Source organism: Pantoea sp. SM3640, assembly GCF_015654165.1.
In the GTDB taxonomy this organism is placed as follows: Bacteria; Pseudomonadota; Gammaproteobacteria; order Enterobacterales; family Enterobacteriaceae; genus Pantoea; species Pantoea vagans.
Map to the genome: position 1 here is coordinate 1,555,396 of NZ_CP064872.1, position 25,250 is coordinate 1,580,645.

The 25,250-nt window shown below is 54.3% G+C and carries 32 protein-coding genes and 2 pseudogenes; 5 read left to right on the forward strand and 29 right to left on the reverse strand.

The features are described from left to right. Positions 1-95 precede the first annotated feature (95 nt). The 10 genes from IV493_RS07080 to IV493_RS07125 form a co-directional block, all read right to left on the reverse strand. Positions 96-1,160 carry a tyrosine-type recombinase/integrase gene (locus tag IV493_RS07080; RefSeq protein ID WP_195857975.1) on the reverse strand — a complete coding sequence of 355 codons (1,065 nt, stop codon included), beginning with the start codon at positions 1,158-1,160 and terminating at the stop codon, positions 96-98. A 105-nt stretch (positions 1,161-1,265) separates the two neighbouring features. After that, entirely contained in the window at positions 1,266-1,481 is a 216-nt protein-coding gene (locus IV493_RS07085; RefSeq protein WP_069026604.1) for an ogr/Delta-like zinc finger family protein, read from the reverse strand. Between the two features lie 78 nt (positions 1,482-1,559). Beyond that, the gene (locus IV493_RS07090; protein ID WP_195857976.1) at positions 1,560-2,735 is read right to left on the reverse strand and encodes a phage late control D family protein; all 1,176 of its coding nucleotides are present in this window, start codon (positions 2,733-2,735) and stop codon (positions 1,560-1,562) included. Next, on the reverse strand, positions 2,732-3,259 hold the full coding sequence (locus IV493_RS07095) for a phage tail protein (RefSeq protein WP_195857977.1): 528 nt from the start codon (positions 3,257-3,259) through the stop codon (positions 2,732-2,734). Before IV493_RS07095 ends, IV493_RS07090 begins: the two co-directional genes overlap by 4 nt. Positions 3,260-3,262: 3 nt before the next feature. Further along, a complete protein-coding gene (locus tag IV493_RS07100; RefSeq protein WP_195857978.1) occupies positions 3,263-5,725 on the reverse strand; it encodes a phage tail tape measure protein in 2,463 nt (820 codons plus the stop codon). After that, positions 5,715-5,840, reverse strand: a complete 126-nt coding sequence (locus IV493_RS07105) for a GpE family phage tail protein (RefSeq protein WP_071778604.1) — start codon at positions 5,838-5,840, stop codon at positions 5,715-5,717. Before IV493_RS07105 ends, IV493_RS07100 begins: the two co-directional genes overlap by 11 nt. A 32-nt stretch (positions 5,841-5,872) precedes the next feature. Continuing rightward, positions 5,873-6,151 carry a phage tail assembly protein gene (locus IV493_RS07110; protein WP_195857979.1) on the reverse strand — a complete coding sequence of 93 codons (279 nt, stop codon included), beginning with the start codon at positions 6,149-6,151 and terminating at the stop codon, positions 5,873-5,875. Positions 6,152-6,209: 58 nt separating this feature from the next. Beyond that, positions 6,210-6,719, reverse strand: coding sequence for a phage major tail tube protein (locus IV493_RS07115; RefSeq protein WP_010246672.1), 510 nt, complete (start codon positions 6,717-6,719; stop codon positions 6,210-6,212). A gap of 12 nt (positions 6,720-6,731) precedes the next feature. Continuing rightward, on the reverse strand, positions 6,732-7,901 hold the full coding sequence (locus IV493_RS07120) for a phage tail sheath protein (RefSeq protein ID WP_195857980.1): 1,170 nt from the start codon (positions 7,899-7,901) through the stop codon (positions 6,732-6,734). Positions 7,902-7,981: 80 nt separating this feature from the next. Next, complete coding sequence (locus IV493_RS07125; protein WP_195857981.1) at positions 7,982-8,560, reverse strand: recombinase family protein; 579 nt, start codon at positions 8,558-8,560, stop codon at positions 7,982-7,984. A 60-nt stretch (positions 8,561-8,620) separates the two neighbouring features. Between IV493_RS07125 and IV493_RS07130 the strand changes: the two genes are divergently transcribed. From IV493_RS07130 to IV493_RS07140, 3 genes are all read left to right on the forward strand, one after another. Continuing rightward, the gene (locus IV493_RS07130; protein ID WP_230299989.1) at positions 8,621-9,262 is read left to right on the forward strand and encodes a hypothetical protein; all 642 of its coding nucleotides are present in this window, start codon (positions 8,621-8,623) and stop codon (positions 9,260-9,262) included. After that, positions 9,262-9,642: a tail fiber assembly protein gene (locus IV493_RS07135; RefSeq protein WP_195857982.1), complete on the forward strand. Its 381-nt coding sequence runs from the start codon at positions 9,262-9,264 to the stop codon at positions 9,640-9,642. Before IV493_RS07130 ends, IV493_RS07135 begins: the two co-directional genes overlap by 1 nt. Positions 9,643-9,901: 259 nt before the next feature. After that, positions 9,902-11,200, forward strand: a complete 1,299-nt coding sequence (locus tag IV493_RS07140) for a PIN-like domain-containing protein (RefSeq protein ID WP_195857983.1) — start codon at positions 9,902-9,904, stop codon at positions 11,198-11,200. A gap of 103 nt (positions 11,201-11,303) precedes the next feature. Here IV493_RS07140 and IV493_RS07145 read toward each other — a convergent pair whose 3' ends face one another. The 19 genes and pseudogenes from IV493_RS07145 to IV493_RS07230 form a co-directional block, all read right to left on the reverse strand. Then, positions 11,304-11,519: a hypothetical protein gene (locus IV493_RS07145; protein WP_195857984.1), complete on the reverse strand. Its 216-nt coding sequence runs from the start codon at positions 11,517-11,519 to the stop codon at positions 11,304-11,306. A 719-nt stretch (positions 11,520-12,238) separates the two neighbouring features. Further along, positions 12,239-12,859: pseudogene (locus tag IV493_RS07150) on the reverse strand (phage tail protein); the annotation flags it as partial. Next, a pseudogene (locus IV493_RS07155) lies at positions 12,856-13,464 on the reverse strand (phage tail protein I). The pseudogenes IV493_RS07150 and IV493_RS07155, both read right to left, overlap by 4 nt. After that, positions 13,457-14,365 (reverse strand): baseplate assembly protein, encoded by a 909-nt coding sequence (locus tag IV493_RS07160; protein ID WP_132499927.1) that lies wholly within the window; start codon positions 14,363-14,365, stop codon positions 13,457-13,459. The pseudogene IV493_RS07155 and the gene IV493_RS07160 overlap by 8 nt, the downstream one beginning before the upstream one ends. Before the next feature lie 4 nt (positions 14,366-14,369). Next, positions 14,370-14,720 carry a GPW/gp25 family protein gene (locus tag IV493_RS07165; protein WP_195857985.1) on the reverse strand — a complete coding sequence of 117 codons (351 nt, stop codon included), beginning with the start codon at positions 14,718-14,720 and terminating at the stop codon, positions 14,370-14,372. Beyond that, entirely contained in the window at positions 14,717-15,301 is a 585-nt protein-coding gene (locus IV493_RS07170; RefSeq protein WP_195857986.1) for a phage baseplate assembly protein V, read from the reverse strand. Before IV493_RS07170 ends, IV493_RS07165 begins: the two co-directional genes overlap by 4 nt. Positions 15,302-15,382: 81 nt before the next feature. Then, positions 15,383-15,790 carry a hypothetical protein gene (locus IV493_RS07175; RefSeq protein ID WP_195857987.1) on the reverse strand — a complete coding sequence of 136 codons (408 nt, stop codon included), beginning with the start codon at positions 15,788-15,790 and terminating at the stop codon, positions 15,383-15,385. A gap of 7 nt (positions 15,791-15,797) precedes the next feature. Next, positions 15,798-16,700, reverse strand: a complete 903-nt coding sequence (locus IV493_RS07180) for a hypothetical protein (protein WP_195857988.1) — start codon at positions 16,698-16,700, stop codon at positions 15,798-15,800. Between the two features lie 21 nt (positions 16,701-16,721). Beyond that, complete coding sequence (locus tag IV493_RS07185) at positions 16,722-17,168, reverse strand: phage virion morphogenesis protein (RefSeq protein WP_195857989.1); 447 nt, start codon at positions 17,166-17,168, stop codon at positions 16,722-16,724. Further along, complete coding sequence (locus IV493_RS07190; RefSeq protein WP_195857990.1) at positions 17,165-17,632, reverse strand: phage tail protein; 468 nt, start codon at positions 17,630-17,632, stop codon at positions 17,165-17,167. Before IV493_RS07190 ends, IV493_RS07185 begins: the two co-directional genes overlap by 4 nt. Further along, positions 17,565-17,837: an Rz1-like lysis system protein LysC gene (gene lysC, locus IV493_RS18545; RefSeq protein ID WP_230299990.1), complete on the reverse strand. Its 273-nt coding sequence runs from the start codon at positions 17,835-17,837 to the stop codon at positions 17,565-17,567. Before lysC ends, IV493_RS07190 begins: the two co-directional genes overlap by 68 nt. After that, positions 17,734-18,156 carry an Rz-like lysis system protein LysB gene (gene lysB / locus IV493_RS07195; protein ID WP_195857991.1) on the reverse strand — a complete coding sequence of 141 codons (423 nt, stop codon included), beginning with the start codon at positions 18,154-18,156 and terminating at the stop codon, positions 17,734-17,736. Before lysB ends, lysC begins: the two co-directional genes overlap by 104 nt. Beyond that, on the reverse strand, positions 18,153-18,662 hold the full coding sequence (locus IV493_RS07200; RefSeq protein ID WP_031592801.1) for a lysozyme: 510 nt from the start codon (positions 18,660-18,662) through the stop codon (positions 18,153-18,155). The genes lysB and IV493_RS07200 overlap by 4 nt, the downstream gene beginning before the upstream one ends. After that, a complete protein-coding gene (locus tag IV493_RS07205; protein ID WP_010255079.1) occupies positions 18,646-18,864 on the reverse strand; it encodes an HP1 family phage holin in 219 nt (72 codons plus the stop codon). The genes IV493_RS07200 and IV493_RS07205 overlap by 17 nt, the downstream gene beginning before the upstream one ends. 2 nt (positions 18,865-18,866) lie before the next feature. Next, the gene (locus IV493_RS07210) at positions 18,867-19,070 is read right to left on the reverse strand and encodes a tail protein X (protein WP_195857992.1); all 204 of its coding nucleotides are present in this window, start codon (positions 19,068-19,070) and stop codon (positions 18,867-18,869) included. After that, entirely contained in the window at positions 19,070-19,540 is a 471-nt protein-coding gene (locus IV493_RS07215) for a head completion/stabilization protein (RefSeq protein WP_195857993.1), read from the reverse strand. The genes IV493_RS07210 and IV493_RS07215 overlap by 1 nt, the downstream gene beginning before the upstream one ends. 92 nt (positions 19,541-19,632) lie before the next feature. Further along, complete coding sequence (locus IV493_RS07220; protein WP_195857994.1) at positions 19,633-20,301, reverse strand: terminase endonuclease subunit; 669 nt, start codon at positions 20,299-20,301, stop codon at positions 19,633-19,635. 3 nt (positions 20,302-20,304) lie between these two features. Continuing rightward, complete coding sequence (locus IV493_RS07225; RefSeq protein ID WP_195857995.1) at positions 20,305-21,384, reverse strand: phage major capsid protein, P2 family; 1,080 nt, start codon at positions 21,382-21,384, stop codon at positions 20,305-20,307. A 52-nt stretch (positions 21,385-21,436) separates the two neighbouring features. After that, positions 21,437-22,285: a GPO family capsid scaffolding protein gene (locus IV493_RS07230; RefSeq protein ID WP_195857996.1), complete on the reverse strand. Its 849-nt coding sequence runs from the start codon at positions 22,283-22,285 to the stop codon at positions 21,437-21,439. A 144-nt stretch (positions 22,286-22,429) separates the two neighbouring features. Between IV493_RS07230 and IV493_RS07235 the strand changes: the two genes are divergently transcribed. Next, positions 22,430-24,193: a terminase ATPase subunit family protein gene (locus IV493_RS07235; RefSeq protein WP_195857997.1), complete on the forward strand. Its 1,764-nt coding sequence runs from the start codon at positions 22,430-22,432 to the stop codon at positions 24,191-24,193. Further along, positions 24,193-25,227, forward strand: coding sequence for a phage portal protein (locus IV493_RS07240; RefSeq protein WP_195857998.1), 1,035 nt, complete (start codon positions 24,193-24,195; stop codon positions 25,225-25,227). Before IV493_RS07235 ends, IV493_RS07240 begins: the two co-directional genes overlap by 1 nt. The last annotated feature ends 23 nt before the right edge of the window (positions 25,228-25,250 follow it).

Sequence of the window (25,250 nt, forward strand, 5' to 3'; positions counted from 1 at the left end):
ATAGGAATCGTATTCGGTCTTTTTTTGGTTGGCATTTAAAAACAGTAATTTACAATATAATCAATCAGTTAAACCCGATCGTGTTACCTTCTGTTCTACTCTGCTGGACTCTGTGCCGCCACTTTGTCGCCATTTTTCTTCGCCATCAACGCCAGCGGATTGCAGCGAATTGCATCTTCAAGATGGTCGGGCGCGAAGTGCGCATAACGCATCGTCACCCTGATGTCGGAATGCCCGAGAATACGCTGCAGAACGATGATATTTCCTCCGGCCATCATAAAGTGGCTGGCAAAGCTATGGCGCAGTACATGGCTCATCTGGCCTTCGGGTAATTCAATACCGGCCAGGCGAATGACCCGATAAAACTGGCGATAGCACTCTGCAAAAAAACGGCCCTCTTTGTTTTTCAATTCGTTATACAGGGCGTTGTCGATGGGTACCGAGCGGTTCTTTTTGCCTTTGGTATTGATGAAAGTGATTTTGTTTGGAGACAATTGTGAGGCTTTAAGATTCGCGGCTTCACTCCACCGGCACCCGGTTGAAAGGCAGATTTTGATAATCAGCGTCAGATCGGGGTTATCGTGAACTTTGCAGGCGGCAAAAAGCTTTTGTATCTGGGTTTCAGTCAACCATGCCATTTCTTTCTCTGGCTGATCAAACTCCCGTATATTTTTAAGTGGGTTGGGGTAGCTGATTTCGCCAAGCCGTTCCAGCTCATTGAAAAGAGCGCGAAGGAATGCATGTTCACAGTTAATGGTACCCGGTGAGACCTTTAACGATTTATCACTGGTTTTGTATCCGTTCTGTATGAGGCCCTGTAAACGCCGATCCCGATAATGTGCCCAATCCTTCGAAGTGATAGAGGCAGCAACGGGGTTTCCCATGCCATTGCAAATAATATTGAGTTTGCCGAGTCGGCCTTTTCTGTCACTTAGCGAGCAACCGTGCAGTTTGTACCATAGTTCGATAAGTTCGCTAAGCTTGCGGTTATCCTCTTTCTCAGCCAGCCAGGGTTTAGCCTTCATTTCGTCCTGAGTGTATTGCTCAAAGGCAATGGCTTCGGCACGGGTCCTGAACAGTCGTCTCACTCGTTTACCATCCCTTCCATTGAGATAGCACTCGCAGAGCCACTTACCTGTATTTAATTTCCTTATTGCCATGCAGTCCCCCTTGATAAAAGGGGATTAAGTTACTGTATATAAAACCAGTATTCAATGTTTGATTATGGATTTTCAAACATGAAAAAGCCCGCTGAGCGGGCTAAATTAATGCAGAAGGGAAGGTTGCTGTTGGCTGGTGTAGAGTGGCACCTTATTGATTTGCCCAGGCGAGACAATCATTCCAGTCACGGTCTCGTGCGTTTTGAATGTGCAGCTGCAATTAATATTCTGGCACTGGTGATAACGTTCTTTTGTTTCTTTTGAAACATAGCGGCTGCTTTTTGCGTGGGCTGCTGTCTGGCATAAAGGGCAGTGCATCATCATCAATATCCTCAAAAAGGGCAGGGGAGAGCCACTTAGTTTGAATATGCAAATTGTGTTTTGCAAATTACACCCGAATTAAGCAGTTTCCGTTTCACCCTCTGTTTCTGACTGATATTCAATATCTGAAAGCAGCACTTCAAACTCAAGCGTGGTTGTATATCCGCTGCCGCTAAGACTATGCGTCACCTTACTGATAATCCACGGCTGCGCATCGATCACTGACTTAAAGCCGCTCACCCTGACCGGCGTTTCCGGGTAAAGGTCGGCGCGGCCCATTGCGAGCGTGAGCGAGAACTCAGCGACGCCGCGCTGCAGCTTATCCCACTTTGCTTTAGCTGCCCGCATCGCTGCCGTTTTCGTCGCATACACGGTCGTTAGCATGAATATGTTGTCTTCTGTCCCTGCGAGATAATCCCCCTCTCTGGCCTCCGGTGTTTTGGCCGTGGTCGCCTTTTTCTTTTTAGCCGCCGGGTGCTCCAGCGCGCGCAGGTGCTTAACCTTCGGCTTTCGCTTCACTTTAACTTTCTTAGGCTTAGGGTCTTTTGTATGCAGCCAGCTCGCCGAGACGCCAGTGTATGCGCCACGGTCGGCAATGCTGAAGCTGTGCCGGTCGCCATCCTGCCGCGTGATAGTCATCTGCGGAATTGGCTTGCCGCTGGCGGTAACGCCGTTACCGGGTTTTATAAACAGAAGCCGACCGGCCTTCACTGCAGCAACCGCGCCGTACAGCGTGGCGAGCCGCGTCAGAAATTTAGCGTCAGTCTCCTGCGTCTGGTCGATGTGAGCCACGGCAATTCCGGCGAATCCATCGGCCAGCATTGGCTTTAAGTTATTGCGCCCGGCTATCTGCGTCACGACTTCCCCCAGGGTTGTGTCGTGATAGGACACCTCCCGGCGGGAATTGAGCGAGCCACGGAAATCAGCACTTCGGGCACGGATGGTCATGGTGTCCGGCGCGCCGTGGTGCTCTACCTCATCCACCGTGAAATTACCTTTGCCGAAAAGCGTCTGGCCTTTCCAGCCGAGAAACAGCGTAATCACTGCGCCGCGTACCGGCATAGTCAGCTGCCCGTCGGCGTCGTCCAGCTCAATATCCAGCTGGTCAGCCTCAAAGCCGCGATTATCGGTCAGCGTCATCGAGATAAGGCGATCCCGGATATTGGTTGTAACGTCTTTGGAGTTAACCTTGAGCATGAAATCCGGCATCAGTTGCGCCCCGGCCTGCACCGGCAGGCTGCTTATCCCGATCATCCGAGCAGCCCCCCTGCAGATGAAATCAGACTACCGGCCGCAGACTTCACGCCGTCGATTGCTGACGTAAGCTGCCCTGGCAGACTGCCGGAACCGCTAATAAGTCCGTCAGCCTGTTTCTTCAGATCGCCAAACATAGAGGTAAGCGACTCATCAACGCGCTTCAGGCTCAGGGTAAACATGATTTTACTTGCCGTCCCGTTGGGGTAAAACTCGCTGAAAGTGTTAGAAATACTCTCGATCACGTACATGCCGTAGATCATGCCGCTGCCGCCAATCAGCGGCCACGCCATCCCCTCGTCAGCCATCAGGCGGACGGTCATCAGCGACACCGAGCCGCCCGTGATTTCCGGGCGCAGCTCCCCGGAAAGCGTGATTTTTTCATCGCCCGGCCCGATAAACTGCGCCGACGGGAGCTGCCCGAACCGGCTGTTAGTGGGCCAGCGATAGTCGATATTCTGCTGCATATCCCCGTAAGGCAGGGTCTGTCGCATAAACGGCATCATGCCGTAAATCATCATCATCGGTTAATCCTCCCAGCCCATTTTGCTGCGGTTCTGCGCCTGACGATTTCGCTGCTCTTTTGCCTGGTGCTGCGCCATCAGCGCCATTGCGTCGTCTTTGGTCATGCCCTCGTGCATGTTGATTTCATACTGATAAGTATTCTGGCTGCGGTCGGTGAATCCGCCCCCGGCTGACGGGGCTGAAACCGGGCGGTAAGGCGCGCCACCATAGGCGATGTTGTATTGCAGCCCGCCGGTATCTGCGCCCGCGCCGCCGGTTGCTACCGGATCCGGGGACGGGACTTTGTCTTTCAGGCCATCGGATTTCGTGTCGATAATGCCGAGCTTATCCAGCACCCAGTTGATGCCGCCCATAAGCTGATCGAGCGCGTGGCTCGGGATTTTCAGCGCCTCGGCCAGCATGTTGCCGAACTTTTTACCCATGTCTCCGGCGGCGGCAAGTTCGGTCTGCGTGGATTTCACCGGCTCCAGCAGTTTGCCGAACCAGCCCCACAGCTCTTTGACCTTGCCGCCTACCCACTCAAAAACCGGCTTCAGCGAACCAAAGGAATCACTGATCGGCCCCATCGCTGCGGTAAACCCTTCGGCCATGCCTGCTATAAAGGCGCTGATAGGCTCCCAGTATTTGCGCACCAGTAGCGCCCCGGCCACGATTGCCGCCACGACGGCCACCACCGGCAGCGTGATAGCGCCGAGCGCGGCCGTAATGGCTCCGCCCGCGATGCTGAATGCCGTGCCGAGAAACCCCGCACCGGCAATCAGGGTATTCACGCCCGCAATTACCGGCCAGGCTACCAGCCCGATTGCGCCCAGCGCCCCGGCCAGCATCAGCCCGCCCATTACCACTTTTGCTATACCGCCTGCCAGCGCAGGGTTAGCTTTAATCCAGTTATCAACCGTCAGCAGCAGTGCTGCCGTGTCCTGGGTAAGTGCGCGCAGGCTGCCGTCGTTCTGATCAAAGAGATCGGTGCCAATAGCCTCATAAGCAGACTGCAGCTCTTTCAGATCGCCGCCGAGATTATCCTGCATGACCTGGACCAGCTCGGCCGTTTTACCATCAGAGGCTTTAAACGTGGCGGTCAGCTGATCGAGCTTACCGGTTGAGGCTGCGGTCATCAGCACGGCGGCCGATGAGCTGGCCTCCTCGCCGAATATGGTTTTCATGTACTCGGCGCGCCGGCCCGTTCCCAGCTTGTGACTATCAAAACTCGCCTGCATTTCTTTCAGGATGGTGAATATCGGGCGGGTATTTCCTTTGCCGTCAGCCGTTTTAATACCCAGCTCTTTGATAGCCTTGAATGATTCACCGGTAGGAGCCTGCAGCCTGCTCAGCACGGCGCGGCTTCCTGTACCTGCCATTGAACCTGTGATTTTGGCATCGTGCAGAGCGCCGACCATTGCTGCCGCCTGTTCGATGCTGACGCCCGCGTTTTTTGCTACCGGGGCGACGTAGGTCAGAGAGTCGCTAAGCCCGTCAAAGTCAGCGGCCGTTTTATTCATGGTCATCGACAGCACGTCGCCGATGTGTGCGACCTTATCGTTTGAGAGCTGGAAGGCTGATTTCATCCCCATCAGCAGCCCGGCGTTTTCCTCCATCGTGCGCTTGTTTGCCAGCGCCATGTTGAGCGTAACCGGCGTAACGGCCTGAACGGCAGCGGCATCGCCGCCGCCTTTGGCAATAACGATTTGCGCACCTGCCGCATCATCGGCAGAGGCGGCGGTTGTATCACCCAGCTGACGGGCCTGCGCACGCAGGGCTTTCATTTCCTGCGATTCTTTTCCCACGCCGAGCACGGCCTGCAGCTCGGAGTTCTTCTGTGCGAAATCAAACCCCGGCATCAGCAGCGACGTAGCCGCCATGCCGCCAACCGTTGCGGCACCGATACCGGCCGCGCCCATGTTGCGCACCTTACCCGACAGCTCCTGCCCTTTGCGGTAGCGCTCGCTTGTCTGGTTCAGTCGCTCCTGCTGTGCATTCAGCCGCTGCAGCTCCATTTTCTGGCGGCTCAGGCTGACCGTAGCCTGCGCCGAGGCGGATTTCAGGCGCTGTTGCTCGCTGCTCAGGGCTTTAGTGGAAATCCCCGCTGCGTTAAGCGCCTCGCGCTGCTGCTGCACCGAAAGGCGCAGGCTGTTGGACTTCGTCTGCAGCTCAGACGCTGCCTGACGGGCCTTTTCCAGTGCGCGGGCCTGCTGTGTCGTCGGGCGCTCCGTGTTTTTAAACTGCACGGCCAGCGCTGCCGCCTCCTGCTTTGCGTCTTTGAGGCTCTGCTGCGTGACGGCCAGCTGCGCACTGGCCTTGCGGAAGCCATCAATTTTCCCCGCCTGCGCGTCCAGTTCCTTAATCGTCGTCTGCGTCTGGCGTATGTCAGATGACAGATTTTTGGCAGCGGTCTGCACGGCTTTGAAGGGCCGCGAGGCTTTGTCTACCGCATTCAGCAGCACCTGCACTTTAAGGTTATTGCTCATCCGGGGTCGCTCCGCTGCGGATAAAGGCTTTATGCCGCCAGCCCATCAGCTCGGCCAGCGGCATGTCGTACATCTCGGAAGGTTGCCAGTGAAATATCGTGGCAATGTCGGCCATCAGGTCATTGACCGTCAGGCCGCGCGGCCAGTCTATTCGTCCGACTTCGACTGCAAAAAACCAATCACCTTGCCGCCCAGCGCAATCAGGTCAACCGGATCAAGGGCGTTACATTCGGCCTTAGTCAGTGCTGGCAGGGTAATGCGGGGCAGCACGGTCAGCAGGGAATCAACATCTGACTGGCACAGATCAGCCAGGCGCACGCCGCGCAGACTACCGGCAGTCGGCTTAATCAGCTCAACGCTTTTGATTTCGGTTTCGCCACGCAGCAGCGGGGTTTCAAACTCAACAACATTCTCTTTCTTTTCCATGATTATTCTCTGTTCACTGTAATCAGGTAAAGCCAGCGGCGGGCGCTGGCGTCAGGGTTTATACCAGGCCGAGGTTTTTACGGCGCTGCTCAAGACGGTCAACACCGTTGACCTTCTCCACCATGTTGATGGTGTCGATTTCGATCAGCTCTTTGCCGTTAAAGGTCAGCTTGTAATAGGTGTTTTTGGAGGTGATTTTGGTTTCGGTATCTTCACCCTGTTTGGCTTCGCCAAAATCAAACGACTGATGCTTACCGCGCACCTCAATCTCTACCGCGATTTCCTCGCCGGTATCGTCGCGCTGGTAAGAGCCGGTAAAGCGCAGGGGAATGTCAGACGCGCCCCATTGCGTGAGAACCAGCTCATCAATGCCGCCGATGCTCCATTCAACATCGAGCGCGTCATCTTCCAGACCGTTATCGATAAAGGCCGCGCCGCTCATGCCGCCTGCGCGGAACGGGTCGAGCTTGCGCGCCAGCTTCGGCAGGGTCACGGCGGTGACGACGCCCTGATAGCTGTTGGCGTTATTAAAAAGGTTCATACCCTTTAGTTTGCGTGGCAGTGCCATTTATCCGGCTCCTCAGCTGTTTACGGATGCGGCGAAGTTCGCCAGATAGGTGTCGGTAATGCGCTGGCGAAGGGTTAAATCTTCCAGCGGCGGCACCGGCGTGTAGTCGTAGTCAATAAAGAGCTTGCCTGCCTTCAGGGTGTCTTTATCGTTGGCACTTTCGTCATACCAGGCGGATGCACCCAGCAGATAACCGGCGTTAACCAGCTCGCGGAACTTCGCATTGATGCCCGCGATAATCTCGCGCACCAGAACCGGCGTCAGCGGCTTATCAACCGCCCACATGTGCGCCTCGGCCATCGTGTCGGCCAGCACCTGCGCCGTGCGGGTGTAGTTCTCAAACTGAAACAGCGGATCATCACTGCAGGTACGGTTGCCCCAGAAGCGGAAACCGTCTTTACGGATCAGCGTGGTGACGTCTGCCTCATTGAGCAGGTCGGCGTCGGTGCCGGTCTGCTGCAAATCCCAGAACACTGATGCGGAAATCCCGGTCACACCGTTGACGCCGACGTTAGACAGGGTTTTATGCCAGCCTGTGTCGTTGTCGATTTTGGCGCGCAGGCCCAGCGCACGGGCAGTGGCATAGGCCGTGTCGGATTTAGTGTTCGCGGTGTTCCACGCAAGGAAATCAGGCCAGATAATCATCAATTCACGCTGGCTGAAGTTCTGGCGATACAGGCGGGCTTCGGAAATGGTTTTGCATTCCCACGCAGAAACATAGGCAAAGGCGCGCAGCTGCTGCGCGATGCTGGCAAGCGCGGTTGCCACCGCAAGCGAGTCCAGCCCCGGCACGCCGAGAATACGCGGCTTAACATCGAGCTGTGTCTGCGCGGCGAGCAGCGCTTTCATGCCGGTATACTGGCCGTTTTCATCCGTGCCGCCGATGATATTGGACGTGGTTTCGGCTTCGTCGGCACCTTCAGCCACGCGCACGACGACGGTCACAGGTTTGGACTGGTCAGCAATGGCCTGCAGCGCAGCCGCAAGCGTGCCTTTTTTGCCAGCCTTACCGACCGCGCCCTGCACGTTGGTAATAAGCACCGGCGTATTAAGCGGGAAGGTTGCCGCATCCGCATCCTGCGCGGTGCAGACCATGCCCACGATTGCGGTTGATACGGTTGTAATGGTGCGCGTGCCGTCGTTGACTTCGACGACGCGGACACCATGATGATAATCAGACATCTAATGCACTCCGTTTTGAGGGTGTGCTCAGAGTGTCAGGTCAGGTTTAGCAGTGCATCTGATGGGGGGTTGCTGGTCAGTCAGCAGACAGAATTAATAATCTGGCGCTGCCTGTCGGCTGGTATGTACCGGTAAAGGGTTTTTACTGACACTTCCAGCACAAGCGCAATCTGCTGCAGCGTCGCGCCGTTCGCCAGCATTCGTTCAGCGCGGCCGATAACGTCCGGCGTCATCACGCGTCGTCTGCCGCCAATGCGTCCTTTATCCCGCGCAGCAGCCAGCCCAGCGCGGGTGCGTTCTATTATCAGCTCGCGCTCCATTTCAGCCAGCGCCCCCATGACATGAAAGAAAAACCGGCCCATCGGCGTGCTGGTATCAATGCTGTCTGTCAGGCTGCGGAAGTTAACGCCACGTTCGCGCAGCTCCTCAGTCAGCATGACCAGATGCCGCATACTTCTGCCGAGCCGGTCGAGCTTCCATACGATCAGCATGTCGCCGGGCTGCAGGCAGCGCAGCGCCTTCTTCAGCCCCGGCCTTTCACTGGTTTTACCGCTTATCCTGTCCTCGAAAATAAGCTCACATTCTGCGCTCTGCAGCGCAACCCGCTGTAAATCCGTGTTCTGGTCATTTGTTGATACCCTGATATAGCCAATCAGCACGCTGGATCCTCCGCAAATGGCCGCAAGTGTGCCAGTGCGGCCCTGCGCAGGGCCAGGCGTTTGTTTCTCATAAACCTCGGTTTAACAGAAAAGTTTTCCGGGCGTTTTATTGGCCGCCAGATTTTTACCACGACGGGCGCAATAAGCTACAAGCCCACGCTTGGAACAAAGCGCATCAGAATTATCCTGACCGGCGGCGGTGGCAGAGGTTATGGCTATCTCGGATGGGGTAGCGGCCTTACGAGCCGTGGCGCAGGAGGAGGTGCGGGCGGCACGGTTATTGCCTGGCTAAATGTGGACGACGCAAAAATTTATCCTGGTATGGTAGGGCGTGGCAGCGATGAAACCCTGTCGGCAACAAGCAGCACATTTAATGGCCTGCTGACGGCGGGCAACGGCGTTAATACTTCATCAGGGGATGCAGGCGGTGCGGGTGGAACAGCTGTAGGCGGTGATTTGAATATTCAGGGCGGCGACGGTAGCGATGCGCCAGGTATCATAGCAACGACTACAAACCCTTATCGTGGTGGTTCCGGTGATGGCGGCGTCAGTTACTGGGGAGGCGGCAAGCGAAGCGGGGACGGTAATGTATCCAGTAAAGCAAAAACTTTTGGTGCAGGAGGTGGCGGCTCTACCCGTGCCGATCCTTTTATCGGCAATTACGGTTCCGACGGCGTTATCTACATTGAGGAATACAGCTGATGAAAACCTATGCTCGCATCGAAAATCAGCGCGTCGCGGAAATCGTCTCGCTGAACGTTAAGCCTGAAAAACTGTATCACCCGTCACTGTTATGGGTGGAAATCACCTCGCTGCCTGAACAGCCTGATATTAATTATAATTACAGCAACGGCGTCTTTACTGCCCCGGTTGCAGACGGTAAGGATGCAATCCTTATTGCCAGCAGCAGGCTGGTAGCTGAAATGGATAAGGCAAATCGGGCGATCGCTCCGCTGCAGGATGCAGTGGATACAGGCATAGCTACAAATGCAGAGTTTGACCGTTTAGTGGAGTGGAAAAAATTTAGAGTGGCTCTAAGCAGGCTTGATGTAAGTAATGCCCCAGATATTGAATGGCCATAATGAGTTTATGCTTAAATCCTTATGCTAAATATATGAAAATAAATTGCATTTCATTCTATAAAAAGCACCGAGCCGCAGGGTTTTATCCTGCGGCCACCTAGTGTGATTTTTCAATTACGCATTTAATTCACAGATAATTATGTGCAACACTCCCCGAAAAATTCATAATCATGCAAGAATGAAACTCTTGGAAAATTGAGTAATTGAAGGTATAAGTAAATAGAGCGTGAAGTTTTTTTCATAATTTTTAAGGATAGATATGCGAAACAGTTTTAACGGATTTTACGGAACACCTGAACAAACAATAGGCAATGTTTTTAAGAGCCAAGATACGATATTTATATTCGATACCAATATTCTTTTGACTTTATATCGTTGTGAAGAGGAAACTCGAGATCAGTTTTTCGCAATATGGAAAAAAGTTAAAGAGCAATGTTGGTTTCCTCATCATGTTTGCCTTGAATACCAGCGTAATCGGCTAACTGTTGTCAAAGGAAGTAGAGATTCATTAAGTGCTATTTATAAAAAGATCAATAGCACTATCACTGATCTTAAAAAAGATATATATGGTGATACATATAACAAAACAATATCTAGATACACAAATCTAAGCGGCGAGTTAGAATCATTTTTTGCAGATGTAGATAGACTTGTCGCATCCTTTGGTGAGGAATCAATTGATGTAAGAAATAAAAAAATAGATTTTTTTTCTTCACACGATATTATTCGTGACCAAATAGATGAGCTAACCGATGGTCGGATTGGGCCAGGACCAGAAAACCAAGCTGCTATTAATGCTATAAATGCTCTTGGTAAATCTCGTTATAAGTACAATATTGGACCTGGCTTTGAGGATGCTAAGGATAAGAAGACCGACTTTTACTCTTATGATAATATTTTCTATGATGGTGAATATGGTGATTATTATGTTTGGAATCAAATTCTTGAATACGTTGAAAAAGAAAGTATTAAAAATGTAGTCTATGTTACTAATGATGCTAAATCAGATTTCTTTTTCAAAATAGACGGTAAGGTAAGGGGACCTAATGAGTCTTTAATTACCGAGATGAAATCAAAAGGTGCAAGTGAGTTCATTCTACAGAATATTAATACTTTCCTTCATCACGCAAATACTCACCTCAATGCTAAAATTGATGACGCAACTATATCAGAATTAACTAACGCAAGCCCCCTGAGCAATAAAGCTAAAAGCCTCATAAAAAAGCTTACAATGCAAAATAGTGAAAACATTAGCAAGATCTTCTTTGATGCTTATAATATAAAAAAACATAGCGACCTCTTGCACGAAGAATATTCCCAAACTGAAAGTTTGTTGAATCTTAGCTTAAGGCATCTCGATATATTAAATGGCATTTCAACAGAAAACCTCAATCAAAAGCAACTAGACACTTTAGAGTCGACTAAAAAGTCAATGCTTTCAAATATCGAAAAAGAAAGGCGTCGTCTGGTGCGTCTTGAAAATGAAATTGTAGGTCAAAATGATAGTCCTTTCTTAGATCCTGATGATGTTAATGATTCAGATTTAAGCAATGATTAAAGGAAGTCATTAGTTATACTTGATGGGAATAAATTAATTCGTGCGAAAGCCTAACGCTTTCTCACGAATTAATTTGAAAAATCAGTTTTATAATTTAGAAAAATCACAAGACCTTAAACTTTTTAAAGTCCGACTTATAATCCATATCCCCATAGTATCGCCCGTCTTTTGGATTATAAAAGGCGCCGGGTTGAGTAGGGTTATCTTTTGTGATTTCGATAAGGCAATGGCCCTCAATTATAAAGTCTGAATGCGCTACAATTGTATTTTCAACAAGATATTCACCCATTTTCATCACTGCATATTTTTTATTCATCATGTGTACTCATAAAAAATGGCGACACCATCTGCACCCGCGCCAGATGGCTTAACAGTATAAGCAACTACATCAGGATTAGTGTCATCATACAGATTGCAACTTCCGCTACCTCCAGCCCCAAAGCCTGCATCGGCCCCGTTATTACCGTTGCCTCTGTTACCCGCCGCTGCCGCTGAACCAGACAGCATGCTGGCACCCCCTGAACCACCCAACTGCCCTTGTGATCCGAGATATCCCCAGCCGCCAGGACAGCCATTACTTTTGCGCATAAGCCGATAACCTGTCGCCGTCTCTTTAAACTCTCCCATCCCCGGCGCACCAGGAATAATCATCAGTGAACTTACCGAGTTTGCGTAGTCTGAACGGGGTCGCGACGCTATTGCACCACTGCTTCCGCCTGATGCGGAAATTTTGGTACCAAACCACGTATTGCCGCCTTTAATTCCTACATTGCCTGTTACTGCTGCGCCACCAAGTCCGATTGTGACAGGAACGGCATTAACCTTTGCTTTGGTTAGATCAATCTCAAATTCCACAAACCCACCACCACCACCACCGCCTCCAGCTGCGGTATAGGATGAAGAATTGACTGTGACTGGACTGCCGCCACTGGCACCGGCACCGACTATTTGGCAGCTCACCTTTGTAGCTGCTGGATCGGGTGTGTAGTTGCCCGATGTGGTCATGACAAAAGTGCGCAAAAGCCTGCCGGAAAACTTTTCTGTTAAACCGAGGTTTTTGAGAACATCAGCAATCAGCCCGGCGTCTTTGATTTCTGCCAGGGCATTTGCGATCTGCAGGTACTGGCTGTGGGGGTTATCAGCATCGAGATGCTTTTTCATTACGCCGTCAGCGTATGCCTTTACCTCGATCACAGCGTCATCAACATACTTGCGCGTCGCCAGCACTACTGACGGATCAATTTTCAGCGTGACGGCCGTTGTGCTGTTCACGATTAAAATCATGCGCACAGTCTGCGTCCGCCCGCTGCCTTCAGCCAGCTGCGGCTTATAGGTTTCCGGGCAGTTAGCAACGGCAATCAGCACGCCGTCGGCGTCATACAGGCCGATTTCGCGGATCCAGAAACCGCCCTCGCTTTCCGGGATAATCTGCTCGGCGATAATCTGGCTGCTGTTTGCCGCGTCAACGGTCAGGGTATTAAGCTGCGCGCGACGCTTCTCGCCGATGAGCTTTGTCTGTGCCGCATCAGGCGTCGGCAGCGTGCCGCCACCATCGCCGACACCCATAGAGGCGATGTTCACTTTCGTGCCGAGTGCGGCGGCGTTCGCCAGCTTAGCCGCGCCCTGATTGGTCAGCAGGGCAAAATATTTTGTCGTCATGCGCTCACTTCCGTCAGGTCAATAAGATGCACCGCCGCGCCAGAATAGACCGGCCCGCCGACGCTGATAAGCTCAGGGGTATAAGGGTAAACAGTCAGCTCGTCGCCGCTGTAGCTGGCAACGGCGATCGGCAGAGTGCCGTTAGCATCGAGATTAATGGACAGGCCAATAAGGTGACGGCTGCAGGGCTTGGCGTCAGCTATCAGGCGCTCCAGCTCGTTATACATCTCCTCGGTAATGCCGGTATCCAGTACGCCCACGTCCAGCCGGAACGTGCCAGGCGCTTCACCGGTTTTCCACCACTCGATTATTTTGATGAGATAGCCCAGCGGCTCAACGACGCGCCGGATAGCGCCTATCGTGCCCTTGTGCCGGTGCACGTACTGCGAGGCGGCAACCACGGCACGCTTTGTCGATTCAGGCCAGGCTGAATCCTAGCGGTCAACTGACCACGCCCACGCCAGATAGGGCAGAAGCTCCACCGGGCAAGTGTACGGATTCCATAACTGGCGCAGCGGCACGCTCATCGCGCCTGGACTTGCCAGCGCTTCGGCGGCAGCAATCTCAAGGGGTGTCGAGCCGGTCGGCAGCAGGCGCTCACTCATCCGAGCCTCCCACGGTCAGCGTGTAGCCTGTGCAGTAAGCGGCCTTTGTTTTATCAAGTACCACATCTGCAGCAGGCTTAATCAGATTGACGCGCTGCACGCCCTCAACGTGCATAGCGGCATACAGCGCAGACAGGCGAATGTCGCGGCCGAGGCGCTTCTGCGCGCTGACAAAGGCGGCGAGCTTTGCCTCTGAGGCGGCGCGGATTGGCTCCGCTTCCGGCCCCGGATAGAGGTACAGCTCGGCCACGATTTCGTATTCCACAATCTTTGCTGACTGCACGCTCACCCGGTCGGCAACCGGACGAACGTCTTCGTCGTTGAGCGCAGCGTTAACCACGGACAGCAGATCATCACCGGCCACGCCGTTGCCTTCACGCGCGAGCACAGTCACGGTAACAACGGCGGGCGACGGGCTGATGGCCGATGCATCGGCTACGCGGCCGTCGGCGCTTCTGGCATGGTACTCATAAGCACCGGTCGGCCCGGCCACGCTCAGCCCTTCAAAGGCGGAGGCGATGCGCAGCCGGAAATCATCGTTACTTTCCATCACTGCTGGGGTTGGCGGAATGGTTGTATCGTCGGCCGGGGTAATGGTCAGGCGGGGTACGCCATTGTTAACGCCGAGCTGGTCAAGGTCGCCATCCAGTGAATACGCCACCATTACCGCCTTTGCCGCCTCGTTGATGCGCTGGCGCAGGATCAGCTCACGATAAGCATTTTCCTGCAGCAGTTTAACGATGGGTTCTGACTCCAGCGTCAGCGTGCGGGCGACGGCCTCCTGCTGGTCAGCAGGATAAAGGGAAATCAGCGTCGCCTTTCGCTCGGCCAGCAGGGTTTCATAGTCCAGCGACTCCACCACGTCAGGCGCGGGCAGCTGGCTCAGGTCGATAGTTGCCATAGTCTCAGCTCACAGGAACGGTTAAGGAAAAAGGCTGCGCGTTGTCGGTGCGGTTGCCGGACAGCTCAACCACCATTGCGCCGTTGATATCCGACTCAAAGCTGATGGCGGTCAGCTTTACGCGCGGCTCCCATTTCAGGATCGCCATATAGCAGGCCGACATAATCTGCAGGCGCAGCGCCTCGTTTTGCGGCTGGTCAATCAGCGCGGATAAAAGCGAACCATACTGGCGGCGCATCACCCTGGAGCCAACAGGGGTCAGAAAAATGTCGCTAATCGACTGCCGGATATGATCGAGGTCGGTCAGCGTGCCGCCGGTTTCGCGGTTCATGCCGATATATTTTGCGGTTGTCATACTGGCGCTCCCGTTTTTCCGCCGCTGTCGCCCGGATGTATATGCGAATGCAGTACCTTGCCGTTTGATGAAAGGTTGCCGCCGGTATGCGTAACGTCGCCATTCATCGTGCCGCCCTGGGTGACTTCCAGCTGCGCAGTTCTTAACAGCGTCGTGCATTCCACTTCGGGCGAGTCGAACAGGATTTTTACCGCTGCTTTGATGGTTGCCGTCTGTATGCCGGTTGCGATCAGCGCGCCGGTTTCCGGCTCGTACTCGATCACCGCACCGTCAGGAAATGACCAGTGCAGCGCATCGGCCGAGGCTGACGGAGCCGGATTTTCATCAGAGAAAATACCCGGCAGCACAAAGCCGGTATCGAGTTCGCCGCCGAGGCACAGCACAAGCACCTGCTCACCCACTGACGGGGCATTCCAGGAGCGGGTTTTACCCGCGCGGGCGCTCAGCCAATGCAGCCAGCTGGTTGTGTTTTTTCCCGTATCGACACGGCACAGCCCGCCATCAAGGTTGACGGCCGACACGGTTCCGATGCGGATCAGATTGCGCAGCAGGCGCTGAATTTCAGAGAGTTGTTCATTCATGAGCTGAGAATGCCCTCAAAGACGGGCATTCTCAAAGGTGATAGGTTTGTTGATAGACCAGCAGACGAAGTTATAGTCTTATTAGATCAGCTTTTGGACTCTTATCCAAAACGCTCCTGATGAAACAATCGTTGATAAAATATTGACCAAAGACTCATCATCCCAACAATCGTGACGCTCCCCATCATATTTAATTATGAATGGATAACCATCTGCAGCTTGTTCCCAAAATGCAACAATATCCAAAGCACCCTTACTATTTTTCAAAGCAAGCCGCCCAGAGTTTTTTTGATTAAGCTCAGGCTTTACCAATTTTGACCACGTAACCAAAGGATCTGAACCTACTCTCTTAAAGGTTACGACACCATTAGACGTATTTTCTACTTGCACAGCTAAATCTTGAAAAATAGAATCAATTTGTTCTATGTTTCTAGCTGTTTCAGTTGCCTTCAGCAACCCACTCTTAACTGATTCCGAAAATCTGGACATTTTAACCTCAACTATGAATTATTGATCCAATAATGGGTAAGTGGTCAAACTTATTTTCATCATCCATTATCAAGTTCACAAGTACTTCGTCAGAAATTACTGTACACTTTTCTTCATTGATAAACCATTTGCCGTTTTTCAAAAAGTTCCCGGAAAATATAATCTGATCGAAAGTGGACCACTTATTCATGTTATTAGTGCGAGTATAGCAAGTTCCAAAATCATGAGTATTAGAATCTCTGTTAAAGATTGTCCGCGCAGATAATGATTTCCAAAACGGATTATAAAGCCAACACGATGTCTTAGAAATTACCAGAGCTCTATCGTTTGTTGCCATCAAGTTTTTGAACAGAGCGTGAGAATATGGATCATCGTTAAAGTCACCCATTATTATGAATTGCTTATTTATTTCTTGAAGCCGCTGGATCTTATACTTTAAACCTATGGAGCAGTGATTTTTGAAGTCATCTGCAACATACTGAAGTCTACTCGGCCAATGTGAGGCGAAAAGAAGTATAGTTTCTTTGCTATATGGAGTTTGTAATTCAAATTGCTGAGATATTTTTATACTTGATGTACCAACATTGCCAAAATGGCTTTCCTGTTTGACTATAGAAACTAATGTGGGCACATATATGCAGGCTAAATCTAAACGACTCCCCGTAGGAGTTTTGTCATTAGCCAGCATGCTTTCAAAGCCCTCTTTATCCAGCATCTCTTTTAATAAGCGAAAAGAACCCTCATTTATTTCGCATATAATCAAGAATGCAAGATTATGCGCTAAAAAAACCCCTTTAATTAAATCAAAAGCTTCAGATATCATCGTGATTTCAGGATCTTCACTTTGACCTGGAGGTGATATAGCACAGTTCCAAAATCCAAAGTTTAATATGCCTTCTTTAGCATCCACTAACGATTATCCTAATTTTTTTCACAAAAGATGATTATATATCATCTTTTCAATCATAATATAGTCTTGATTTGAAAAACCTATTAGAGGCCGGGCCTCATACTGCACTTCTTTGCCTTTGCGTGACGGCCGGTCGCGCAGTCCGTAATGATGCACGCGGGCCATGCGCTGCACATTACCCGCAAACTCGATCACGGCCTCATTCGGGCTGGCCTGCGTCTTCATGTACTTAGCCGTGCGCAGCTTGGCGAACATCTCGCGCTTTATCCGGCCCTTTTTGCTGCGCACCGGCTGCGCTTTGCGGGGCTTAAACGGCGTGCCGTCAGGTGCCTGCTGGCGCTTGATGTTCTGCTGCTGACTCGCGCGCAGCTTGCGGCCAATACTGCGCGCCATTTCTTTACGCGCCGAGGCTGACAGGCTGTTGATAAGCGCCTCCAGACGGTCATTTACCAGCTGCAGCTCGCTCATGTCTGTAACTCGCTGACCAGCTCGCCTTTAACGTAAAGCTGCACCGGCCGGGCGTCATTCTCCGGCAGCGGGTACTCGCCGACGTGGGTCACGTGCAGCCCGTCGTTGGCCTGCTTCACGATCACGCGCTCACTCAGCTGCAGCTCAATGCTGATATCGCTGGCCGTGTCGCTGATAACATCCGCCTCAAAGGTGAAGCCTGTCCGGCGCTTTTCCTCGCTTGCCATAATGTCGGGTTCATTCGTTCGCAGCCAGGCAAGCAGCGGCACGATCAGCAGGTCGATGTTACCGGCGTAGTCGGTAATAACCATGTTAAGCCGGTACTGGTATTCAAACGACAGCGAGCTGGCAAGCGTCGAGATGATGCGCCCGCTGTCGATAAACACGTTCAGCGCGTCAGGGTTTCGCTGCAGCTCCGGCACGCTGTCGGTCAGTGTCTGGCGCAGTTGTTGGGGTTTCAGCATCGTGCTGCTCCTGGCAGTCTTTGATTATTTCGACCTGCAGCCCGCAGGCGGCGAGTGCGGCCTCAAGCTGGCGATTGTCCGCCGCCAGATCGCCCGCCGTTTTAAGGCTGTTTCCCGGCACCGGGCAGCTTGTCACGCGCGGACACCCAATCCAGATAATCTCTGGCGCTGGCGAAGGCCGGACGGGCGTGCAGCCGGATAACATTGTCAGGCAGAGCAGCAGCAGACCAGTCACGCAGTATCGGATTTGCATCGGTTTCTCTCTGTATGGTCATTTCACGGTTAAGTGCGGCCGTGCTGGCGCGCCCCTGCATCAGCCGCAGCTCGGCCTCACGCTTCTGGCTGGCCCTTGCATCGGCGTCCAGCCTGGCTATCGCTTTATCCCGGCTCACGATACCGGCCGACAGCGTGCCGATAATGCGCTGCGCGCTGGTCAGGTCGTCTTTTGCAATTTTCCACTGCCAGCCGGTCACGCCCAGCGCCAGCAGAGCGACGGCCAGCAAAGCGGCAATCAGGCGCGTCATTTGACACCCCGCAGGCAGTAGGCTGTTTCCGCAGCGCGGCGGTTTTCCAGCCCGCGATTTTTCACGCCCTTAACGAACACCCAGCGCCGCAGCTCATTACAGGCATCAAGCCAGTGCTGCAGCCTGATGTAACGGGCAAAGGTCGAGCTGCAGGCCGCGCGCACGCCGACGTTAAAGGCGAATGAAACGGCCGTGTCATAGACCGGCTGCGGCATCTCAGCCGACATACAGGCATCGATCCCACGCTCGACGCGCATCACGTCATACACCAGATTGACCGCCGCCTGTCGCTCGCTGATCTGGCTTTGCGGCGTCACGCCCTCTGTGTGACCGATGCCGTTAGTCCAGACTCCGGCGCTGCACTGATAGGGCGAGGTGCGGCACCCCTCGGCGTTGGCGATAAGCGCAAGCCCGGCCTCGGACGTCTTCAGGGTTTTGAACTGTGGCAGCAGCGCAGCAATTGCCAGCACGGCCACCACGGCGCAGCGTTTAACGGTCTGGCTCAAGGCTCACCCCCCGCAGGCGCTGCAGCTCGTAGGTTTTACGGCGGTAATGCCAGTTGATGAAGAACGTCGCCACGTTAGTGATAAGCGTGATAACGGCCACGCCGGAACCGACCATAAAGGCGATATCCTGTGGCGTATGACGGCCGAACCACATCAGGATGAGGCCTATCAGGTAGTTGATCACAGAGCTGATTTTTTCCATTTTTAGTCCCACAGGTTGACGGTTTCACCTGCTGAAGATTCCGGCAGATCAGGCAGCGTCACCTCGCAGCCGTGCGGCAGTACAGGCCCGCTTTCGGCCAGGCCCGGATTAGCCGCGTAAACCAGTTCGACGGCCTGACCGATACGCCCGTAATAGCGCTGACAGATTTCATCAACGGTATCGCCCTGCTGCGCGTAAATGTTCATCAGAGCAGATCCACAATGCAGCCAGGCTTACCGGCGATGCGGCTGATGCTGAATCGCGCATCGCGCCAGTACTCGTCGGCGCTCGCCTCGATTTCGCCCGCTTTTTTCGTGCCGCTGGCGTCGTAGCCGCGATAGCGCTCGACGATGGTGGCGGCGGTCAGCGCGCTGACGGCGGCAAGGTACGCAGTGACCTTTTCGCTCTCGCCGTCGAGCGATTCCGCAGGCACGTCGGCCAGCACATTAAAGCCCGCTGCCATCTGCGAGGCGCGCCAGTCGTACAGCTCGGCGTTTACTTCTGAAATCGCCGTTTTCACGGCAAGGCGCAGGCGCACCGCCGTGACCGTACCCTCATAGCGCAGCGAATCGCGCAGCTGCAGCAGGTCAACATCAGGCCAGAAAAACGTATTCTTTACCGGCGGCTCGGCAGCTTCTGCCGGTCGCGGGGCGGGGATAACAACCGTGTTATTCATAATCGGCCTTTGAAATAGGTGGGCGGTGGAGGACGGCGCAGACACTGAAAGTGCGTTGCCGTCCTGCCGCCCGTGCGCGGGGTCGCGTTCGGTCAGCGGCTGGCGATGGCCTGTTTTTTCATCGCCGTTCCCAGCCGCTCAATGTCTTTTTTGACGCCGCAGCCGTCGTGCAGCTGATGCGCCCTTACAAGGTGGGTCATCGCCTCCGAAGCCCTGCCCGCATCGCGAAGCACATACCCGGTTATCTTGTGCAGTTTGGCGCGCACCTGATCGGGCATGTCTTCAGATTCCGTCATCGCAATGGTTGCCAGCAGCGGGTCAATATCGACCGGCTCTTTTGACGTCCAGGCGCGCGTTGCCGCGCTGGCGACTTCCTCGGCCAGCAGGTAAGGCAGGCTGGCGCGCTTAAAGCCGTCTGGCGACACAAGGCCATGCGTCAGCGCGTACCGGGCAATCTCCAGCGCGCCGGGCACGTCGCCCGCATCAAGCCGCCAGATCATGACGGTCATCAGCACGGCATCCTGTGCGCCTTTGCCTTTCTCCAGCACGCCGGACACCCACGGCAGGTACTCAGGCAGCAGCTGACGCTTCATTTCCGCCTTGCGCTCGTTAGAGTGCACTTTCTTCAGGCGGCGCTTGTCGTCGTTCAGCTTGATGAGCATCTGCTCATAGCCGCTGGCGTAGCGCAGCGGGTTGTCGGCGTTCTGCGAGGCTTCGATAGCCTGCTGGTGCATGCGGTGACGTCGGGCAGGGCTTAACATGCGTTACGCCTCCGGGGTTTCTGCTGCCGGGGTTTCTGCAGCCGCGCTGAACTCACCGACTTCGATGTTTTCAACCAGGCAACCGGCCGCGTAATCCTCGATCACGTAGTCCTCGTTGATGGACTCATAGTTCTCGATGCGGTCGCGCTTCGGCACTTCATCAATCAGGCGGCGGTGCGTGCCTTCCTGCCAGTAAATCGACAGGTTATCGGTGCGAGTGATAAACATGGCGTCGGCCGGGAAATACGGCACGCGCACCGCTGGCAGACCGCCGATGCGTTTCTGACTGATAATGACGTCAGCGGCCAGTTGCTCGGTATTGGCCTGCGACTGGTTGACGATCGGGAAGTATTTATCAGCCAGCAGCTGACGGCCCACGATGACAACCAGCTCCGGGTCTTCCTGATACCACGGCTCGATCAGGGTGTTGGTGGCATCCATCACCAGCGCGTCGAGGTTGGCATAGTCGCCGTTTTTGCCGACGCGGATTTTTTCAGAAACGACGGTGCCGTCTTCCTCGGTGATTTTGCTCATCACGCGCGCCGGTGCATCGTTGCGGTACTTCTGCAGCCAGCCTACGGCCACGTCCTGCAGCATCGGGTTCTTGGCGCGGTTCGAGGTTTTGGCGCGGGTCACGCCGTTGAAGCCGATCATGATGCGGTCAAGCGCCTGGCGCTTCACGATGGCATCACGCAGGCGGGCCTGAAAATCTTCATAGCGCGCCCACAGGTCGAGCGTGTTATAGCGGATATGAAAGTCGTAGTTGACCTGCACACACTCATAACCCTGCTTATCCAGCGCGGCAAAGTCAGCGGTTTCGCGCTCGTCGCCGCCTGCGGTGTCGGTCACGCTGGCAATCGAGCCGGACACGCCGATCCCGATTTTTTCGCCCTTCATTTCGGACACCGGCACGATGTTGACGCGGGTCAGAAAGTCGGAAGACTCCTGCACGCGGCTCATCAGGGTCTGCGTGACCGACGGCTCAACGGTAAATTTTTTGTTCATGTCGTCGGTTTCGACGCCGTTCAGCTCGGCGAGGCGGGTCATGAACTGGTTAAACTTAAAGCGGGTATTCTTGCGCATTGGCGTTCCTGTTTATCTCTGTGTTGGGTTTTAACGTTCAGGCAACGCCTGATTAGCAGTCGGTCTGCGCGCCGGACTTCGGATCGCTGCCGGTTGCCGCCGGGCGGCGGGTAAAGCTGCCGTCGGTCTGCGAAAGCTGGCCCTGCAGCGCAGCGAAAGCGGCGCGGTCTTCCCCGGCCTGCTGCTCGATAGCCTCCAGACGAGCGGCGAGGGATTGCTCAAGCGCGGACAGCTCCTGCGTCTGGCTCTCCGCGTTCAGCTGCACCTGCTCAGCAACGGCCGTAACTGCCGCGCTGACGTCGGCGAACTGCTCACCATCGGTTTTCTTTTTGGCAGAGAACATCGCCGAGATACGCGCCAGCAGGGACGGTGACGGCTCCGCCACTTCTTCAAACTCGATCACGGTTTCTTCAGCGGCGGTAAAGAGGTTGCCTTTATCCAGCTTGCGGGACGCCAGCGGGTTAACTTTGGCCGTGGCGCTGAAGCTCAGAATCTCAGTGCCGAGGCTTGCCGGGTCATCGGTGACGGCCAGGCCGACGAGATACGCCTCGCCCGTGTCGGCGAACTCAGGGTTAACTTCAATAGAGGTGTAGATTTTCTGGCGCGCTTTTGTCAGTTCGACCAGCTCAGGCGTCGGATCAATCCAGGCATACAGCGCAAGCTTGCCCTTGAGCGGCCCGTCGACGATTTCTTCCTCCTCGACGGCGGTCACGTCGCCAAAGCGGCGGAAGGTACTGTCAGCGGCATAGCCCCGGATGTGCTCCATGTTGATGCGTGCGCCGTACATTTCCGGGCTGTAGTTTTTCGCCATCTGCGAAATCCAGTCGCGGGAAATGACACGGCCGTCAGTGGTTGCGCCTTCAACTGCGATACGAAAACGCTTTGCTTTGATTGCTGCCATTAATCAGGCTCCGGTCAGGTGTTGGGTCGGTTCGGGGCCAGTTTCCCCGTCGCCACACAATCCCTCAACGAATGCCAGCCCGCTGATGCATCAGCAAACAGGGACAGCAGGCGCGCCATTTTCGGCACCGGTAGCCTTGCCGGTATGAACATGACACCGACAACTATCATCAGCGATCCGCGCCGTCAGGCCGCGCTGCTTTACTGGCAGGGTTATTCCGTGCGCCAGATTGCGGAGACGCTCGGACAGAAAACGCCAACCGTGCAGAGCTGGAAGCTGCGCGACGCGTGGGACAACGTTGCGCCCATCAGTCGCGTGGAATCCAGCATGGAAGCCCGGCTGATTCAGCTCATCATGAAAGAGGTAAAGGGGAATGGTGATTACAAAGAGATAGACGCGCTCGGCCGTCAGATTGAGCGCCTTGCCCGCGTTGAGCGTTACCGCAGCAGCGGCAATGAGGCCGACTTAAACCCTAACGTGCGCAACCGGAACAAAGGCGAGCGCCAGCCGGTTGTTAAAAACGAGTTCAGCGAGGAACAGACAGACAAGCTGACCGGCGTGTTTATGGATAACTGCTTTGAGTATCAGCTCAACTGGCACCGTGCCGGGCTGACTCACCGCATCCGCAATATCCTGAAGTCCCGCCAGATTGGCGCAACGTTCTACTTTGCCCGTGAGGCGCTGATCGATGCGCTGACCACCGGGCGAAACCAGATATTTCTTTCAGCCAGCAAGGCGCAGGCCCACGTTTTTAAAAACTATATCCTCGGCTTCGCCCGCCAGGCTGACGTTGACCTGAAAGGCGATCCCATCGTGCTGCCGAACGGCGCGCGCCTGATATTCCTCGGTACGAACGTGCGTACCGCGCAGAGCTACACCGGCAACCTGTATCTGGATGAATATTTCTGGATCCCGAAATTCCAGGAGCTGCGCAAAGTTGCCAGCGGCATGTCGCTGCACAAGAAATGGCGCACGACCTATTTTTCCACGCCGTCGGCTCTTTCACACAGCGCCTATCCGTTCTGGTCAGGCGAGCTGTTTAACAAGGGGCGGCGCAACAGAGATGATCGCATCGAGATAGACCTGTCGCATTCACACCTGGCAAAAGGCGCGCTGTGCGGTGACGGGCAGTGGCGGCAGATCGTGACAGTTGAGGATGCGCTGACCGGCGGCTGCAACCTGTTCGACATTGAGCAACTGCAGCTTGAATACAGCCCGGCGGAATATCAGAACCTGCTGATGTGTGATTTTGTCGATGATGAGGCGAGCGTGTTCCCATTTGCCGAGCTGCAGAGCTGCATGATCGACAGCCTGGAAGAGTGGGAAGATTTTAACCCGTACCTGCCGCGCCCGTTTGCCTACCGGCCGGTCTGGATCGGGTATGACCCGTCGCACACCGGCGACAGCGCAGGCTGTGCGGTTATTGCACCGCCACTCGTTGCGGGCGGTAAGTTCCGCGTGCTGGAGCGTCACCAGTGGCGGGGCATGGACTTTGCCGCGCAGGCGAAATCTATCGAGGACTTAACGAAAAAATACACCGTTGAATACATCGGCGTGGATGCCACCGGCATCGGACAGGGTGTTTTCCAGCTGGTACGCCAGTTTTACCCGGCCGCGCGCGAAATCAAATATTCACCGGAAGTGAAAACAACAATGGTGCTGAAGGCAAAAGACACCATCAGCAGCGGGCGGCTTGAGTATGACGCCGGGGCGACGGACATCACGCAGTCGTTTATGGCTATCCGCAAAACCATGACGGCCAGCGGCAATCGCTCAACCTACGAGGCGAGCCGCAGCGAAGAAGCCAGCCATGCTGACGTCGCCTGGGCAATCATGCACGCACTGTTAAACGAACCGCTTACCGCAGCCAGCTGCGGCGCTAATCCCTCAATTCTGGAATTTTACTGATGAGCAAACGCAGAGGCCGCAAGGCACACACCGCCACCGCGCAGCCGGTACAGGCAACCGCACCACAGCAGCACGCCGAGGCGTTTACCTTTGGCGACCCGACGCCGGTCATGGATAAGCGCGACATTCTGGATTATGCCGAGTGCATCGGCAACGGGCGCTGGTTTGAGCCGCCGGTCAGCTTTAGCGGGCTGGCTAAAAGTCTGCGCTCGGCCGTGCATCACAGTTCGCCGATTTACGTGAAGCGCAACATTCTTGCCTCGACCTTTATCCCGCACCCGATGATGAGTCAGCAGGAGTTCAGCAAGTTTGCGCTGGATTATCTGGTCTTCGGCAACGCCTTTGCCGAGCTGCGCCGCAATGGTCTGGGTAAGCCGCTGCGCCTTGAAACCACCCCGGCCAAATTCACCCGCAGAGGCGTTAAGGATGGCGTTTACTGGTTTGTGAATGACTGGAAAGAGCCGCACGAGTTTTCGGCCGGCAGCGTGTTCCACCTGCTGGAGCCGGATATTAATCAGGAGCTGTACGGCCTGCCGGAATACCTCAGCGCGCTCAACTCTGCCTGGCTGAATGAGGCGGCGACGCTGTTCCGCCGCAAGTATTACCAGAACGGCGCGCACGCCGGTTATATCCTTTACATGACCGATGCGGCGCAGAGCAGCAGCGACGTTGACCGGATGCGGCAGGCGATGCGCGACACGAAAGGGATCGGCAACTTCCGCAACCTGTTTATGTACGCGCCTAACGGTAAGCCGGACGGCATTAAGATCCTGCCGCTCAGTGAAGTGGCGACGAAAGACGATTTCTTTAACATCAAGAAGGCCAGCCGCGATGATTTGTTAAGCGCGCACCGCGTACCGCCGCAGATGATGGGAATTATCCCGGATAACACTGGCGGGTTTGGCGATGCGGTGAAGGCGGCACAGGTATTTGTGCGTAATGAGCTGACGCCTTTACAAGAGCGAATGAAAGAGATCAACAATTGGATAGGAGATATGGTTATTAAATTTTCAGATTATAAACTCGATGTTTAAATAATTAATTCTATATTCATGGG

Excerpts from the sequence above, each read along its gene's own strand:
- IV493_RS07080 (WP_195857975.1), bottom strand. The coding sequence starts at position 1,160 with ATGGCAATAAGGAAATTAAATACAGGTAAGTGGCTCTGCGAGTGCTAT.
- IV493_RS07085 (WP_069026604.1), bottom strand. The coding sequence starts at position 1,481 with ATGATGCACTGCCCTTTATGCCAGACAGCAGCCCACGCAAAAAGCAGC.
- IV493_RS07090 (WP_195857976.1), bottom strand. The coding sequence starts at position 2,735 with ATGATCGGGATAAGCAGCCTGCCGGTGCAGGCCGGGGCGCAACTGATG.
- IV493_RS07095 (WP_195857977.1), bottom strand. The coding sequence starts at position 3,259 with ATGATGATGATTTACGGCATGATGCCGTTTATGCGACAGACCCTGCCT.
- IV493_RS07100 (WP_195857978.1), bottom strand. The coding sequence starts at position 5,725 with ATGAGCAATAACCTTAAAGTGCAGGTGCTGCTGAATGCGGTAGACAAA.
- IV493_RS07105 (WP_071778604.1), bottom strand. The coding sequence starts at position 5,840 with ATGGCCGACATTGCCACGATATTTCACTGGCAACCTTCCGAGATGTAC.
- IV493_RS07110 (WP_195857979.1), bottom strand. The coding sequence starts at position 6,151 with ATGGAAAAGAAAGAGAATGTTGTTGAGTTTGAAACCCCGCTGCTGCGT.
- IV493_RS07115 (WP_010246672.1), bottom strand. The coding sequence starts at position 6,719 with ATGGCACTGCCACGCAAACTAAAGGGTATGAACCTTTTTAATAACGCC.
- IV493_RS07120 (WP_195857980.1), bottom strand. The coding sequence starts at position 7,901 with ATGTCTGATTATCATCATGGTGTCCGCGTCGTCGAAGTCAACGACGGC.
- IV493_RS07135 (WP_195857982.1), top strand. The coding sequence starts at position 9,262 with ATGAAAACCTATGCTCGCATCGAAAATCAGCGCGTCGCGGAAATCGTC.
- IV493_RS07140 (WP_195857983.1), top strand. The coding sequence starts at position 9,902 with ATGCGAAACAGTTTTAACGGATTTTACGGAACACCTGAACAAACAATA.
- IV493_RS07145 (WP_195857984.1), bottom strand. The coding sequence starts at position 11,519 with ATGATGAATAAAAAATATGCAGTGATGAAAATGGGTGAATATCTTGTT.
- IV493_RS07160 (WP_132499927.1), bottom strand. The coding sequence starts at position 14,365 with ATGGCAACTATCGACCTGAGCCAGCTGCCCGCGCCTGACGTGGTGGAG.
- IV493_RS07165 (WP_195857985.1), bottom strand. The coding sequence starts at position 14,720 with ATGACAACCGCAAAATATATCGGCATGAACCGCGAAACCGGCGGCACG.
- IV493_RS07170 (WP_195857986.1), bottom strand. The coding sequence starts at position 15,301 with ATGAATGAACAACTCTCTGAAATTCAGCGCCTGCTGCGCAATCTGATC.
- IV493_RS07175 (WP_195857987.1), bottom strand. The coding sequence starts at position 15,790 with ATGTCCAGATTTTCGGAATCAGTTAAGAGTGGGTTGCTGAAGGCAACT.
- IV493_RS07185 (WP_195857989.1), bottom strand. The coding sequence starts at position 17,168 with ATGAGCGAGCTGCAGCTGGTAAATGACCGTCTGGAGGCGCTTATCAAC.
- IV493_RS07190 (WP_195857990.1), bottom strand. The coding sequence starts at position 17,632 with ATGCTGAAACCCCAACAACTGCGCCAGACACTGACCGACAGCGTGCCG.
- lysC (WP_230299990.1), bottom strand. The coding sequence starts at position 17,837 with ATGTTATCCGGCTGCACGCCCGTCCGGCCTTCGCCAGCGCCAGAGATT.
- lysB (WP_195857991.1), bottom strand. The coding sequence starts at position 18,156 with ATGACGCGCCTGATTGCCGCTTTGCTGGCCGTCGCTCTGCTGGCGCTG.
- IV493_RS07205 (WP_010255079.1), bottom strand. The coding sequence starts at position 18,864 with ATGGAAAAAATCAGCTCTGTGATCAACTACCTGATAGGCCTCATCCTG.
- IV493_RS07210 (WP_195857992.1), bottom strand. The coding sequence starts at position 19,070 with ATGAACATTTACGCGCAGCAGGGCGATACCGTTGATGAAATCTGTCAG.
- IV493_RS07215 (WP_195857993.1), bottom strand. The coding sequence starts at position 19,540 with ATGAATAACACGGTTGTTATCCCCGCCCCGCGACCGGCAGAAGCTGCC.
- IV493_RS07220 (WP_195857994.1), bottom strand. The coding sequence starts at position 20,301 with ATGTTAAGCCCTGCCCGACGTCACCGCATGCACCAGCAGGCTATCGAA.
- IV493_RS07225 (WP_195857995.1), bottom strand. The coding sequence starts at position 21,384 with ATGCGCAAGAATACCCGCTTTAAGTTTAACCAGTTCATGACCCGCCTC.
- IV493_RS07230 (WP_195857996.1), bottom strand. The coding sequence starts at position 22,285 with ATGGCAGCAATCAAAGCAAAGCGTTTTCGTATCGCAGTTGAAGGCGCA.
- IV493_RS07235 (WP_195857997.1), top strand. The coding sequence starts at position 22,430 with ATGAACATGACACCGACAACTATCATCAGCGATCCGCGCCGTCAGGCC.
- IV493_RS07240 (WP_195857998.1), top strand. The coding sequence starts at position 24,193 with ATGAGCAAACGCAGAGGCCGCAAGGCACACACCGCCACCGCGCAGCCG.